This window comes from Actinospineispora spinosispora DSM 44797, from assembly GCF_000429025.1.
In the GTDB taxonomy this organism is placed as follows: domain Bacteria; phylum Actinomycetota; class Actinomycetes; order Mycobacteriales; family Pseudonocardiaceae; genus Pseudonocardia; species Pseudonocardia spinosispora.
In genome coordinates this window covers 105494-118614 of sequence record NZ_KE386838.1, presented here as the reverse complement: position 1 = coordinate 118614, position 13121 = coordinate 105494, and the positions used below count along the sequence as shown (strand labels likewise).

Annotated in this window: 12 protein-coding genes, 1 tRNA gene and 1 other RNA gene; 7 read left to right on the top strand and 7 right to left on the bottom strand. The window is 69.8% G+C overall.

What is annotated here, in order from left to right; genetic code table 11:
* Positions 1–15 precede the first annotated feature (15 nt).
* From G406_RS0141185 to G406_RS0141165, 5 genes are all read right to left on the bottom strand, one after another.
* The gene (locus G406_RS0141185; protein WP_028938408.1) at positions 16–1113 is read right to left on the bottom strand and encodes an EstA family serine hydrolase; all 1098 of its coding nucleotides are present in this window, start codon (positions 1111–1113) and stop codon (positions 16–18) included.
* A 60-nt stretch (positions 1114–1173) separates the two neighbouring features.
* Positions 1174–1440: a hypothetical protein gene (locus G406_RS0141180; protein ID WP_028938407.1), complete on the bottom strand. Its 267-nt coding sequence runs from the start codon at positions 1438–1440 to the stop codon at positions 1174–1176.
* Positions 1441–1459: 19 nt separating this feature from the next.
* On the bottom strand, positions 1460–2251 hold the full coding sequence (locus G406_RS0141175) for an alpha/beta hydrolase family protein (RefSeq protein ID WP_028938406.1): 792 nt from the start codon (positions 2249–2251) through the stop codon (positions 1460–1462).
* A gap of 158 nt (positions 2252–2409) precedes the next feature.
* Positions 2410–2745 (bottom strand): hypothetical protein, encoded by a 336-nt coding sequence (locus G406_RS57640; RefSeq protein WP_156935440.1) that lies wholly within the window; start codon positions 2743–2745, stop codon positions 2410–2412.
* A 312-nt stretch (positions 2746–3057) separates the two neighbouring features.
* Positions 3058–3147: transfer RNA gene (locus G406_RS0141165), tRNA-Ser, on the bottom strand.
* 81 nt (positions 3148–3228) lie between these two features.
* Between G406_RS0141165 and ffs the strand changes: the two genes are divergently transcribed.
* An RNA gene (ffs, locus tag G406_RS55335) (signal recognition particle sRNA small type) lies at positions 3229–3325 on the top strand.
* 661 nt (positions 3326–3986) lie between these two features.
* The gene (locus G406_RS0141160) at positions 3987–5975 is read left to right on the top strand and encodes a DNA polymerase III subunit gamma and tau (protein ID WP_028938404.1); all 1989 of its coding nucleotides are present in this window, start codon (positions 3987–3989) and stop codon (positions 5973–5975) included.
* Positions 5976–6062: 87 nt separating this feature from the next.
* On the opposite strand, the gene G406_RS52995 is transcribed toward G406_RS0141160, so the two are convergent.
* Positions 6063–7106: an N-acetylmuramoyl-L-alanine amidase gene (locus G406_RS52995; protein WP_245607410.1), complete on the bottom strand. Its 1044-nt coding sequence runs from the start codon at positions 7104–7106 to the stop codon at positions 6063–6065.
* Between the two features lie 124 nt (positions 7107–7230).
* On the opposite strand from G406_RS52995, the gene G406_RS0141150 reads away from it, so the two are divergent.
* The 5 genes from G406_RS0141150 (at position 7231) to recR (ending at position 12603) form a co-directional block, all read left to right on the top strand.
* A complete protein-coding gene (locus tag G406_RS0141150) occupies positions 7231–9048 on the top strand; it encodes an ABC transporter ATP-binding protein (RefSeq protein ID WP_084216806.1) in 1818 nt (605 codons plus the stop codon).
* Complete coding sequence (locus G406_RS0141145; protein WP_028938402.1) at positions 9045–10778, top strand: ABC transporter ATP-binding protein; 1734 nt, start codon at positions 9045–9047, stop codon at positions 10776–10778. The genes G406_RS0141150 and G406_RS0141145 overlap by 4 nt, the downstream gene beginning before the upstream one ends.
* Before the next feature lie 139 nt (positions 10779–10917).
* The gene (locus tag G406_RS0141140; RefSeq protein WP_037081212.1) at positions 10918–11589 is read left to right on the top strand and encodes a TetR/AcrR family transcriptional regulator; all 672 of its coding nucleotides are present in this window, start codon (positions 10918–10920) and stop codon (positions 11587–11589) included.
* Positions 11590–11628: 39 nt separating this feature from the next.
* The gene (locus G406_RS0141135; RefSeq protein ID WP_028938400.1) at positions 11629–11979 is read left to right on the top strand and encodes a YbaB/EbfC family nucleoid-associated protein; all 351 of its coding nucleotides are present in this window, start codon (positions 11629–11631) and stop codon (positions 11977–11979) included.
* Positions 11980–11985: 6 nt separating this feature from the next.
* Positions 11986–12603, top strand: a complete 618-nt coding sequence (gene recR / locus G406_RS0141130) for a recombination mediator RecR (RefSeq protein WP_028938399.1) — start codon at positions 11986–11988, stop codon at positions 12601–12603.
* A 55-nt stretch (positions 12604–12658) separates the two neighbouring features.
* Here the strand turns inward: recR and G406_RS52990 are convergent, their stop codons facing one another.
* Complete coding sequence (locus G406_RS52990; protein ID WP_051343368.1) at positions 12659–12988, bottom strand: WhiB family transcriptional regulator; 330 nt, start codon at positions 12986–12988, stop codon at positions 12659–12661.
* Positions 12989–13121: the final 133 nt, after the last annotated feature.

Sequence of the window (13121 nt, the reverse complement as noted above, 5' to 3'; positions counted from 1 at the left end):
GTCGGTGGGGGCTCCTCAGCGTGCGTTGTCGATGATCTGGACGATCTGGTTCACCGAGCTGAAATCCATCGAGAGCATATTCTTGGTGACCGCGATCGCCAGACCGCTTTTCGTGTCGGCTCCGGCCCAGCTCCCGCCCGCTCCGGCCATGCCGAACACCGTCTCCCGCTCCTCGCCGGCCGGGAACCCGACCGCGTAGCCGAGCCCCCAGACCGCCTCGTTGCCGAACACCTCGTCGGTCCCGGAGAACGCGGGTGCGGCGACCTCGGGCAACCGGTCCGGGCTCAGCAACCGCACCCCGTCGACCTCGCCGAGCAGCGCCGCGTACATCCGGGCGATCGCGCGGGCCGAGGTCTTCCCACCGGCGGGAATGTCCGCGACCAGCATGTCGGCACGTGTGCCCAGCTCGGCGGTCGGCAACAGCGACAGCGGGGTGGCCTTGAACATGGGCAGGTCCGTCGGCATGCTCGCCATCATCTCGTCGGCTCCCGGCTGGTTCTCGAGTACCGCGAGTCGATGGTGCTCGGCGACCGGCATCCCGAAGTACAGCTCGTCCGCGACCCCCAGCGGGCCGGCGACCTGCTCGGCGAGCACCTGGGAGATCGCCTTGCCGGTGGCCCCTCGGACGATCTCGCCGACGATGTAGCCGAACGTGTAGGCGTGGTAGCCGGTCCGGGTGCCCGGTTCCCACCACAGCTCGGCGTCGGCGATCGCGGCGCAGATCGTCGGCCAGTCGCACACGTCCTCGGCGGTCGTTCCCGGCGGCAGCCCCGGAACGCCGGCGGTGTGGGTCAGGACGTGGCGCACCGTCACCTTGTCCTTGCCCCGGGCGCCGAACTCCGGCCACAGCCGCGCGACCGGCGTCTCGTAGTCGAACAACCCCTGCTCGACCAGCACGTGGGCCACGGTCGCGGTGGCGCCCTTGCCGATGGAGAAGTTGTAGAACGGGGTGCCCGAGGTGACCGGCCTACCGCTGCCCGGATCCGCGACCCCGGCCACCGCATCGACGATCGACTCGCCGTCCCGATAGGCGGCGACCTGGATGCCGCGCTCCGTCCCGGATGCCACCAGCTCGTCGATCGCCCGCTGTACCTGCTGCTGCACGGTGCTCATGCCCGCCTCCATCGTCGTGGTCGCAGAGGTAGACCTGTCCCGCGCGCGAAACTGATCGGGTCAGTCGGTGGCGAGGGTGAGGGCGATCCATCGGGTGTGCCAGGTCGGGCCCCGCTCACCCCAGGTGTGCACCGCGACGACCATCGCCTCGCAGCTCGTGCACGTGCCCAGCGTGGTGCGGGCACGCAGACCGATGACGTCGCGCTCGGTCAGCTCCGACGGCTCCCAGGGCAGCCCCGTGCCGAGACCATCGGTGTCCGGTTCACCCCGGATCCACCCGTCGACCACAGCATCCGGATGTGCACAGTCCTCCGGCTCGATCGGCACAGCGAGAGCCTCGCACAGATCAGGCGGGCAGGTGCCGTCGAAACCACGCGGACAGGCCGGCGTCCACCTCGGCGGCCAACGGTGACTGTGGCGCGGGCTCGATGCCGGGCTCCTCGGCGAGCGGATGAGCCAGCCCCGGGATCGACAGCAGCTCGGACCGTTCACCCACCGCGCCGACCAGCTCAGCCGCATCGGAACGCAGCGCCGGATGGTCCGACTCGCCGCTGACGACCAGCAGCGGCGCACGGCCCGCGATGACATCCGCGCTGGTGACGGCGTCCAGGTCGTCGACGATCTTCTCGGTCTCGACGTCGTACGGATACTCGCCGGGGAACAGATCGACGACGGACCGCATCCGGATGGCGGCGTTCACGAGCGCGCCGGCGAACACCGGGACGTCGGTGCCGATCAGCACGCGCAGCGCGACCGCCCCGCCCAGCGATCCGCCCAGCACCCCGATCGGACCGTCCCCGACCGGCAGCTGCTCACGGATCGAGGCGAGCGCGGCAGGGAACTCCTCGACCGCCTGCCGGACGAACGGCCCCAGGAACAACCGCACCGGGTCTTCCTGGAACAGCGCGACGATCGCATCGGTCCTTCCGTCGACCATGCGTGCCCCGCACATCGGCATGCCGAGATGCACCCGCCAGGCCGGCACCTCGCGCATCGGCAACGCGGCCGCGAACGCGGCGTCCGACCGAGGCGCATCCAGCATGTGCCAGGTGACGATCAGCGGCGCCGGCCCGTTGTCCGAAGGCGGGAGCGCGGTGAACGGAACGCCGGCGGCTGTGCCCGTGATCGGTGACTGCATGGGCTCACGCTAGGGCCGAGGTCCCACGCCCCGAGCCGGTTATCGCCGACGGCGAAAGATATCGCTGTCAGCGAACCCGTTGAGCCTGCAACGAGGAACGCCCGGCAGGCCGTCGTTGGCTCACCGGGCGTCGATGCTGCTGCTACGGCACGTTTCCCCTAGTAATTGTACCGTCCGGTGCCCTTCTTGTACGTGGACTTCACACTGCCGCAGTTCGCGGTCGACCAGACCCTTTTATTGGCGACGAGTGTGGTCTCCTTTCCGTTTACCCATTTTCCATTCGTGCACCCCGCGCGCGCGGTGAACCAACTTCCTACGTCCGATTTCGAACCTGGCATGCACCCGGCCGAGAACGTGGTTGACGTCGACTTGTACTGACAATTCAGCCCCGGAAGGGCTGTTGGCGATGCCGCCATCGCCGGCGTGACGGTCGTGACCAGCGTGAGAAATAGCGTGGCCACCCCGAGCGACGCGACGGAAATTCGCTTCTTCACCGGGTTCTCCTTCGTTCTCGTGAGAACTTGATCATGGTGATCCGACGAGTCCCCGGTCAAGCGTCCCTAACGTAGACGTCGAGAACCTTTACAAGTCGAGGCAACACGCGGTGGATGTTCCGTGCTAGAAATATCTGGCCCGGTAGGAATGGCGCGGGCTACTCGTCCAGCATTTTCCGCACAATGAGAATTTCTCTCGGGGAGTATTACGCACGGACGTCCTGCCCCGACGCCTCGGACCGGCGACCGAGACCAGGCAGACGAACGCCCGGTAGACCAGAGTCGGTCTGCCGGGCGTTGGTACCGCTCACGTGGCGGAGGATGCGGGATTCGAACCCGCGAGGGCTGTAACACCCAACACGCTTTCCAAGCGTGCGCCATAGGCCACTAGGCGAATCCTCCGTCGCAGAGTGTAGCGGTAGCCCGCGAACGGCTTGTGCCCCGTCCGGGTCCCACAGCATCGACCCCAGCCACTACACTGGCCGACGGACCCCGCGCGGCGTCCATCCTGTGAACTCCCCCAGGGCCGGAAGGCAGCAAGGGTCAACGGGCTCTGGCGGGTGCGCGGGGTCCGCCTTACTTTTGGGCCTGTTTCGCGCGCGGCTCTTTTCTGTGACCACCCCGGCTCGCTTGCGCTCGCTGGGGTACTCCCAGAAAAGAAGGCTCGAGGACTCGCCCGGGCGCGCGCTCGGGGGAACCCCGAGAGCCGCCCTGGCAGCTGGGTGGGTGGTCGCGGACATTCACTACGCCGGCCTTCGCCGGAACTCCTTCGGAGACTCGCGGAGCCGGCTTCACAGACGCATGTACACCCGCGGCCGGGTAGGGAGCCGTGAGTGTTTTGGGTTGCCCTGGCAGCCCAAAACACTCACGGCTTCTTGTTGCCTGCGCAGGTGGGTGTTCGTCTGGGAGGCGTATCGCGCCTGCAGCCCGCTGCCTGCTCAGCTTGCACCGGGAGTGTGGTGGGGCTCGGTGCATGAGGTGGCCCCGCACAGGTGCCCGGAGGGGTTCCGCCGCAGGCGGGTAGTGCATGAGTGGCGGCTCCCAAGCCGGGGCACGAAGCGCGCGCGTCGCCGAAGGCGACATTTTTCCGAGTGGTCCCCCATGCCCGAAGGGTATGGGGGGCCGCGAGGAAAAAACCCAGGCAGCGGGCCCGTCAGGGCCCGCCGCCTGGATCGTTCCCGGTTGGCCCGCCAGGGCCCTCCGGGAACGATGGCGCGCGAGGCAGGGCCTAAGCTAGAACAGTGGCACTCGCTCTGTATCGCAAGTACCGCCCGGCGAGTTTTGCTGACGTGGTCGGCCAGGAGCATGTCACCGAACCGCTGCGTACCGCGCTCGCCGCCGGTCGGGTCAATCATGCGTACCTGTTCTCCGGTCCTCGGGGCTGTGGGAAGACGTCCAGCGCGCGCATCCTGGCCCGGTCGCTGAACTGCGAACTGGGGCCGACACCGGACCCGTGCGGGAAATGTCCCTCGTGCATCGCGCTCGCCCCCGAGGGGCCGGGCAACATCGACGTCATCGAGCTGGACGCCGCCTCGCACGGTGGTGTCGAGGACACGCGTGACCTGCGGGACAAGGCGCATTACGCGCCCGCTGAGTCGCGCTACCGGGTGTTCATCGTCGATGAGGCGCACATGGTCACCACGCAGGGTTTCAACGCCCTGCTGAAGATCGTCGAGGAACCACCCGAGCACCTGGTCTTCGTGTTCGCGACGACCGAACCGGAGAAGGTGCTGCCGACGATCCGGTCGCGCACCCACCACTACCCGTTCCGGCTGATCCCGCCGGGCACGCTGCGTGCGTTGGTCGAGCGGATCTGCGAGGACGAGAAGGTCACCGTCGCGCCGCCGGTGTTCCCGCTGGTCATCCGCGCGGGCGGCGGTTCAGCGAGGGACACGCTGTCGGTGCTCGACCAGCTGATGGCGGGCGCGGGCCCGGACGGCGTGACCTACGAGCGGGCCATGTCGCTGCTCGGTGTCACCGACGTGGCGTTGATCGACGACACGGTGGACGCGCTCGCCGCGCAGGACGGTGCCGCGGTGTTCGACGCGGTCGACCGGCTCGTCGAGGCCGGGCACGACCCGCGCCGGTTCGCCGCCGACCTGCTGGACCGGCTGCGTGACCTACTGCTGATCCAGGCGGTTCCGGATGCCTCGGCGCGCGGCCTGGTCGACGCGCCCGCCGACGAGCTGAACCGCATGGCCGACCAGGCGGCCCGGCTGGGTGCCGCGACGCTGGTGCGGTTCGCCGAGATCGTGCACACCGGGCTTACCGACATGCGCGGCGCGACCGCGCCTCGGCTACTGCTGGAGCTGCTGTGCGGGCGCATGCTGCTGCCCGCCGCCTCGACTACGGACGAGGCGCTGCTGCAGCGGCTGGAACGTATGGAGCGGCGCGCGGACATCGTCGTCGAGCCGCGAGCGGACGGCGCACCCACACCCACACCCGCGCCTGCTCCCGCGCAACCGGCGCCGGCGAGAGCGGCCGCCCCGGCGTCGTCGGCGCCGTCTGAGGCACCGGGCAAGACGTTCCAACGCCCGTCCCGGTCCTCGGAGCCGGAACCGGCCGCGCAGCAGGCCCCCCGGGCCGAGCCGGTGCCACCACCCGTTGCCCGCCCAGCCGAACCCGCTGCCGCGACTCAGGAAGAGCCACCGCCTGCGCCGGAACCGCTGCCCGAGGGCTCGATCGCGGTCGGCATCGACGCCGCGGCCGTGCGCAGGGCATGGCCGGGCATTCTCGATCGGGTCAAGGGTTCCATCCGCAGCACCGCCGCGATGCTGGCGAACGCGACCGTCAAGTCGGTCGAGGGCGACACGCTGGTGCTGTCGATCGCCGCCGCTCCGCTGGCCAGAAGGCTCTCCGAGCAACGCAACACCGACGTCATCTCAGCCGCACTTCGCGACGAGCTCGGTGTGGCCTGGCGGGTCCGTTGCGAGCACGGCGAAGGCGGCTCCGCACCCGCGGCCGGCCGCGCACCGGCCGCTCCGGCGCAGGCCCCGCCCCAGCCGCCCGCTCGCCCGTCGTTCACCCCGCCCCAGCGTCGCGGCGCCCCGGTCTCGAACAACGAGCCGCCACCCCCCACGGAACCTCCACCCGACGAGGAGGAGGAGATGCGGGCCGAGGCGGCAGCGGACAGAGGCCAGCAAAGCGCCCGCAGGGACCCCGAAGAGGTAGCAATAGAACTGCTCACCTCAGAACTGGGCGCCCGAGCCCTCGACGACCCTCGCCGCTAACCTCCCCGACCGCCCCTCATGGCACGAATGTGGCTTTAGGGACGTTCAACGTCCCTAAAGCCACATTCGTGCCACGGGCCAGACGGGTTAGTTGGCGGTGCTGGACTTCGTGGTGCTGGTGGACGAGCTGCTGGTGGATTTCGGCGTCGACTTCGTGGTCGAGGTCGTCGACGAGCTCTTGCTCTTCGCCGTCGTCGTGCTCTTCGTCGTCGCGGTGGACTTCGTCGAGGACGACGCCGACTCCGACGTGGTCGACTTCGTCTTTCCGCTGCTCACCGCACGCAGCGACTGTGCCGAGTTGTGCGTGAGCCAGTCCAGGATGCCGGCCGCGATGCCCTCGGCGAACCGTGCCCGTCCCTGCGGGTTGGACATGGCGACCTTGTCGTCGTGGTTCTTCATGTTGCCGCACTCGACCAGGGCGGCCGGGCGTTTGGACAGGTTGAGCCCGGCCAGGTCGTCCCGCGCGGACAGGCCCTGCTTGCCGATGTAGGTGGAGATGATCAGACCTTCGGCGCTCATCGAGTCCCGCAGTGCGGTCGCCAGGCTGACCGAGGGCGGACCCTGGGCCGCGTTGAGTGGCGGCTTCGAGTAGGCGATGTGGAAGCCGTGTCCGCTGGCCGCCGCGCCGTCGGCGTGGATGGAGATCATCGCGTCCGCGTTGACCTCGGCCGCCATCTCGGCGCGTTTGTCGACACACGGGCCGATGCCCTTGTCGTCCTCCCGGGTCATCTTCACGACGACCCCCTTCGACTCGAGCAGCCCCTTCACCGACTCGGCGACGACGAAGTTGAACGCGTGCTCCGGGAGGGCGAGGTACTCGTCGTCCTCGTCCGTCGTCGTGCCGGTCGTGTTGCACGCCTTGGTGCCGCCGCGACCGTCCGGCACCTTCTTGTTGATCGCGGAGGTGTTGGTCGCATTGCCGCCGTTGTGTCCGGGGTCGAGCAGAACGATGCGTCCGGCGACCGGTGAGGGTGCCGGGGTGGGCTCGACCGAGCCGTCCGCGACCGAGGCGCCGTCGGACACCGACGCGGCGGGGGCAGGGTCCACCGCGTCGCCCCCACCGCACCCGGCAAGCAACGCCGCCACTAGCACAGCTGCCAGTGCCGGGACGGCGCGACGCGCGGGAGTCACAAGTTCACCATCGCATGCCGCTCCTGAGGTCCGAGCAGCGCCACCCTCTGTAGCTGAGAAAGTTAGGCTTACCTAAAGCAGACAGGCTGTTGTAAATTGATGCACGCCGAGAGGAGACGCAGACATGGCGACAGCACTGGCGGAGCAGGCCGACGCACGAGACACCATCGAGACCGAGGGCTCGCCGTCGCCGCCGGGGCCCGGCCGGGCGAAGCGGGAGTCGGCGGCGCTCGCCGAGCTGCGTCGCCCGATCATCGGCGTGACCAGGTTCGCCATGGTCATCGCGGCGGTCGGGGCGCTCGCCGGGCTGGTGCCGTTCGCCGGGCTCGCCGAGCTGGGTGGGCTGCTGTTGGCGCCCGGCCCGGTCGACCGATCGGCGGTGACCCGGCTGGTCTGGCTGATCATCATCGGGCTGGGGCTGCGGGGTCTGCTGCTCGGCGGTGCGCTGGCCGTCACACACCTGGCGGACGTCAGGCTGCAGGCGTTGCTGCGGCGCCGGATGGTCGACCATCTCGGGCGCGTCCCGCTGGGCTGGTTCTCAGCAAACTCCTCCGGCCAGGTGCGCAAGGCGGCACAGAACGACGTGTCCGACATGCACCAGCTCATCGCGCATCATTCGGTCGAACTGACCGCGGCGTGTGTTCTGCCGCTCGGCGGGCTCGGCTACCTGTTCTGGCTGGACTGGCGCCTCGGCCTGCTCGCCATCGGCACGTTGCCGGTGTACGCGGTCGCCTACGCCTGGATGATGCGCGGCTACCAGCGGAAGATGGATCAGCTGAACACCGCGTTCGGGCGGATCAGCGCGGCGGTCGTCGAGTTCGTCACCGGCATCGCGGTGGTCAAGGCGTTCGGCCGGGCGCGCAGGGCGCACGAGAGCTACCGGCGCGCGGCCGAGGAGTTCGCCACCATGTACGCCGCCTGGGTGCGCCCGATCCTGCGGCTGGAGTCGTTCAGCTCGATGGCGCTGTCCGCCCCGGTCGTCGGTCTGATCAGCGCACTCGGCTGTTTCTGGTTCGTCGGTGAGGGCTGGGTGACGCCGGCGCAGGCGATCGTCGAGGTGCTGCTCGCCATGGTCATCCCGACCACGGTGACGGTGCTCGGGTTCGGTGCGCAGGCACGGCGAGGGGCAGCGGCGGCGGCGCTGCGCATCCACGAGCTGCTGGACACCCCGGCACTGCCGGTCGTCGAGCGGCCGGAGACCCCGGCCGGAGACGTCGTCGAGCTGGACGACGTGCGGTTCAGCTACCCGGGCACCGACACCGAGGTGCTGCGTGGGGTGAGCGTGCGGCTCGAACCGGGGACCGTGACGGCGCTGGTCGGACCGTCCGGTTCCGGCAAGTCGACGCTGGCCACGCTGCTGCCCCGGTTCTACGACGTGACCGGGGGAGCGATCCGCCTCGGTGGGGTCGACGTGCGGCGGATCGCGCCGTCCGAGCTGTACCGCCGGGTCGGGTTCGTGCTGCAGGACGTGCAGCTGATCCATGGCTCGGTCGCCGACAACATCCGGCTCGGCAGGCCGGAGGCCTCCGACGAGGAGGTGCGCGCCGCCGCCGAGGCGGCCCAGATTCATCGCGCGATCGCTCAGCTGCCGCGCGGCTACGAGTCGGTGGTCGGTGTCGACGCGCAGTTCTCCGGCGGTGAGGCACAGCGGGTGTCGATCGCGCGGGCGCTGCTCGCGGACACCCCGATCCTGGTGCTCGACGAGGCGACCGCGTTCGCCGATCCGGAGTCCGAGGCGGCGATCCAGGATGCGCTGTCGGTGCTGGTCGCCGGCCGGACGCTGCTGGTCATCGCGCACCGGCTGAGCACGATCACCGGCGCCGACCAGATCGTGCTGCTCGACGGCGGTGTCGTCGCCGAGCGCGGCACCCATCCCGAACTGCTGGACGCCGACGGCGGTTACGCCCGGATGTCGCGCACCCACGAGGAGAGCGCACGATGATCAACGATCTGCTGAGGATCCTCGGCCCGGCCCATCGCCGGGCGCTGCACGTCTACCTGGCCTGGGTGATCGGCTACGGGGTGCTGCAGGGCGTGGCGATGGCGCTGCTGGTCCCGGTGCTGGAGCGGCTGATCGCCGGAGACGCCTCGGGCTTCCTCGGTTGGCTCGGTGCGCTCGCGGTGGCCGTGGTCGTCACCTGCATCGCGCACTACGTGCAGGCCATGAAGGGGTTCGCGGTCGCGCTGACCGTGTTGTCCAGCATGCACAACCGGCTCGGCGACCACATCGTCGGACTCCCACTGGGATGGTTCAGCACCGAAAGGGTCGGGCGGCTGTCGAAGCTGGTGACGACCGGGACCGTGATGGTCGGCGGGTTGTTCGCGCACCTGCTGACGCCGCTCGTCGTCGGGATCGCCACCCCGGCGACGATCGCGGTGGCGATGTTCTTCTTCGACTGGCGCCTCGGCCTCGCCGTGCTGATCTGCGTGCCGGTGCTGTACGTCGCGTTCAGCTTCTCCGCGCGGCTGATCGGGCGTGGGGACGAGATGTCCGACGAGGCGGCGGTGGCCGCGGCGAACCGGGTCGTCGAGTTCGCCCGCTGCCAACGGGTGCTGCGCGCGTTCGGCCGGGGCGTCGAGGGGCACCGGCCGCTCGAGGACGCGATCGAGCGGCAGCGGGCGGTCGGGCGGCGAGCCGTGTGGCTGACCGTCCCGGGGCTGATCGCCGGCGGGCTCGCGGTGCAGCTGGTGTTCACCGTGCTGATCGTGGTCGGTGTGCTGCTCACGCTGGGCGGTTCGATCGGACCGGTGACGCTCATCGCGGTGCTCGCGCTGGCCGCACGGTTCACCGGCCCGCTGGCGGAGGTCGCCGAGTTCTCCGGTGCGCTGCGGATGGCGCGCAACGACGTGCGGCGGGTCGTCGCGGTGCTCGACGAGCAGCCGTTGCCCGAACCCGCCGCGCCCGCGTCACCATCGAACAACGGTGAGCTGGAGCTGCGCGGCGTGCACTTCGCGTACGAACCGGATCGGCCGGTGCTGCGGGACGTGTCGTTCCGGGTGCCGCCCCGGACGATGACCGCACTCGTCGGCGCGTCCGGCTCCGGCAAGACGACGGTGACCAGGCTGTTGGCCCGCTTCGCCGACGTGGACGACGGCGCGGTGCTGGTCGGCGGCGTCGATGTGCGCGAGCAGAGCAGCGAAGCGTTGATGGCGCAGCTGTCGCTGGTGTTCCAGGACGTGTACCTGTTCGACGACACGCTGCTGGCGAACATCTGGCTCGGCCGTCCCGATGCGCCGGAGTCGGAGGTGCGAGAGGCGGGCCGGCTGGCCGGCGTCGCGGAGATCGTGGAGCGGCTGCCCTCTGGCTGGGAGACGCGCGTCGGCGAGGGTGGCACGGCGCTGTCCGGTGGCGAGCGCCAGCGGGTCTCGGTGGCGCGGGCGATCCTCAAGCGGGCGCCGGTCGTGTTGCTGGACGAGGCGACCGCCGCGCTGGACCCGGAGAACGAGCGCTTCGTGCAGCTATCCCTGCGCGCGCTGATGGAGCATTCGACGCTGCTGGTCATCGCGCACAAGCTGCCCACGGTGGTGGCCGCCGACCAGATCGTGGTGCTCGACGAGGGCACGGTCGCGGAGCGCGGAACGCACGCCGACCTGCTGGCGTCCGACGGCCGGTACGCCGCGTTCTGGCGTGAACGCCGCCGGGCCACCGGCTGGCGCCTCACTGCCCCGTGAGTGGCGAGTGGTTCTACCCCGGAGGGGCGCCGAAGGCGTAGCAACCCTGGGCACTCACGACAGCTTTTCCGTCGTGAGTGCCCAGGGTTGCTACAGGACCACTCGCCACTCACGAAAGGCGACCACCACAATTGGCAAGATGACAGCAGCCGGCGGAAGGAAGACAGGCCGCAAGCCGTCCCTGACCAGGCGCGACGTCGCCCGCGCAGCACTCGAGGCGGGTGCCGAGCGCGGCCTGGAGCAGGTGTCGATGCCGGCCGTGGCCAAGCGCCTCGGCGTCAGCCACTCGACGCTCTACGGATATGTGCACGACCGCGACGACCTGCTGACCTGCGCCGTCGAGCTGGCGGCCTCGGAGCATCCGTGGCCGTCCCCCGACCCGGATTGGCGCGCGATGCTGACCGCCATGGCGGAGCAGCTGTGGACGTTCGTCCAGCGCCACCCGGGTATGGCCGAGACGATGAACGCGCTGCCGAGCATGCCGCCGCCCGCGATGGTCGAGGCGATGCTCGGCTACGCCAAGGCGCTGCACACCACGGGATTCTCGTCCAGGGACTCGGTGCTGGCGATGGACATGATCAACGACCTGATCCTGAGCACCGCGGTGGCGATGCGCCAGCTCGACGAGGTGCACGACACGGCGGACGGCCCCCGGTCGCGGCGCGAGCTGCACCGGACGTCACTGGCCGGCATCGCGGAGCTGGACAGCGAGGTGATGGACCCCTCGATCTGGACCGGCCGGGGCTGGCTCGACGAGAAACTGCAGATCATGCTGGACGGCTTCGCATCCCGGCTGGGCCACGGGCGTTAGGCTGACGACGCACCACAAGGACTGTGAGGAGAGGTACCGATGGGCCAGCCCGACATGAGCATGATCCTTCAGCAGGCCCAGATGATGCAGCAGCAGCTGGCCGAGGCCCAGCAGCAGCTCGCCACGACCGAGGTCACCGGTCAGGCCGGCGGCGGTCTGGTGACGATCACCCGGACCGCGGCGGGCGAGCTGCGCGGCGTGCACATCGACCCGAAGGTCGTCGACCCGACCGACGTCGAGACCCTGCAGGACCTGATCGTCGGCGCGTTCCAGGACGCCGAGCGTGCTGCTCACGAGCTGCAGGAGCAGAAGCTCGGCGGCGTCGCCGGCGGTCTCGGCGAGCTGGCCGGCGGTCTGAACATTCCGGGTCTTCCCGGCGGCCTGGGCTAGCGCCCGGTGTTCGAGGGGCCGGTCCAGGACCTGATCGACGAGCTCGGCAGGCTGCCGGGCGTCGGACCGAAGAGCGCACAGCGCATCGCGTTCCACCTGCTCGCCGCTGAGCCCGCCGACGTCAGCCGTCTGCAGGACGTGCTGCAGAAGGTCAAGGACGGCGTGCGCTTCTGCGAGGTGTGCGGCAACGTCTCGGAGAAGGACCGCTGCCGCTACTGCTCGGATGCCCGCCGCGACGCCACACTGCTGTGCGTCGTCGAGGAACCGAAGGACGTGCTCGCGGTCGAACGGACCAGGGAGTTCCGCGGCCGCTACCACGTCCTCGGTGGCGCGCTGGACCCGTTGGCCGGCGTCGGCCCCGACCAGCTGCGAATCCGGCAGCTGGTGGCCCGCATCGGCGGCACCGGTCCCGCGCCGGACGAGACGGACATCAAAGAGATCATCGTGGCCACCGACCCCAACACCGAGGGCGAGGCGACTGCCACCTACCTGCTGCGGCTGCTGCGCGACTTCCCCGGGCTGACCGTGTCCCGGTTGGCGTCCGGCCTGCCGATGGGCGGTGACCTGGAGTTCGCCGACGAGCTGACCCTGGGCCGCGCCCTCTCCGGCCGCCGAGCCATGTAGCTCCAGCTCGTGAGTGTTGCGTGTGGTTATAGCCATACTCAACACTCACGAGCGGTCAGGCGGCCTCGACGAGCGCCGCGGCAGGCTGCATACGAGGCAGCTGGGTGACGGTGGCGGCCCGACGGGTCTGCGAGGCCAGGAAAGTCGACCAGCAGGAGACGTCGGGGCGCTGCTTCAGGATGGCGCGGCGCTCGCGCTCGGTCTTGCCACCCCACACCCCGAACTCCAGCTGTTCGTCGAGGGCCTTGGCGAGGCACTGGGTCAGCACCGGGCAGCCCCGGCAGATCTTGCGGGCCTCACGCTGCGCGGCACCGGTCACGAACAGCCGCTCCGGGTCACCGCCGCGGCAGTTCGCCGATGTCGCCCACGCCGCATCTGCACCCATGTCGCACTCCCCGCGTCTCGCCGATCAACTGGACATGAGTCAACCGGGCGCGGAGCCCCTCGAACAGCCTGTGAAACTACTCAATTACCCACGGTGACCTACCTAGGTAAAGCGGCCCTCGACAGATTGTCGA

Excerpts from the sequence above, each read along its gene's own strand:
- G406_RS0141185 (WP_028938408.1), bottom strand. The coding sequence starts at position 1,113 with ATGAGCACCGTGCAGCAGCAGGTACAGCGGGCGATCGACGAGCTGGTG.
- G406_RS0141175 (WP_028938406.1), bottom strand. The coding sequence starts at position 2,251 with ATGCAGTCACCGATCACGGGCACAGCCGCCGGCGTTCCGTTCACCGCG.
- G406_RS0141150 (WP_084216806.1), top strand. The coding sequence starts at position 7,231 with ATGGCGACAGCACTGGCGGAGCAGGCCGACGCACGAGACACCATCGAG.
- G406_RS0141145 (WP_028938402.1), top strand. The coding sequence starts at position 9,045 with ATGATCAACGATCTGCTGAGGATCCTCGGCCCGGCCCATCGCCGGGCG.
- G406_RS0141140 (WP_037081212.1), top strand. The coding sequence starts at position 10,918 with ATGACAGCAGCCGGCGGAAGGAAGACAGGCCGCAAGCCGTCCCTGACC.
- G406_RS0141135 (WP_028938400.1), top strand. The coding sequence starts at position 11,629 with ATGGGCCAGCCCGACATGAGCATGATCCTTCAGCAGGCCCAGATGATG.
- G406_RS52990 (WP_051343368.1), bottom strand. The coding sequence starts at position 12,988 with ATGGGTGCAGATGCGGCGTGGGCGACATCGGCGAACTGCCGCGGCGGT.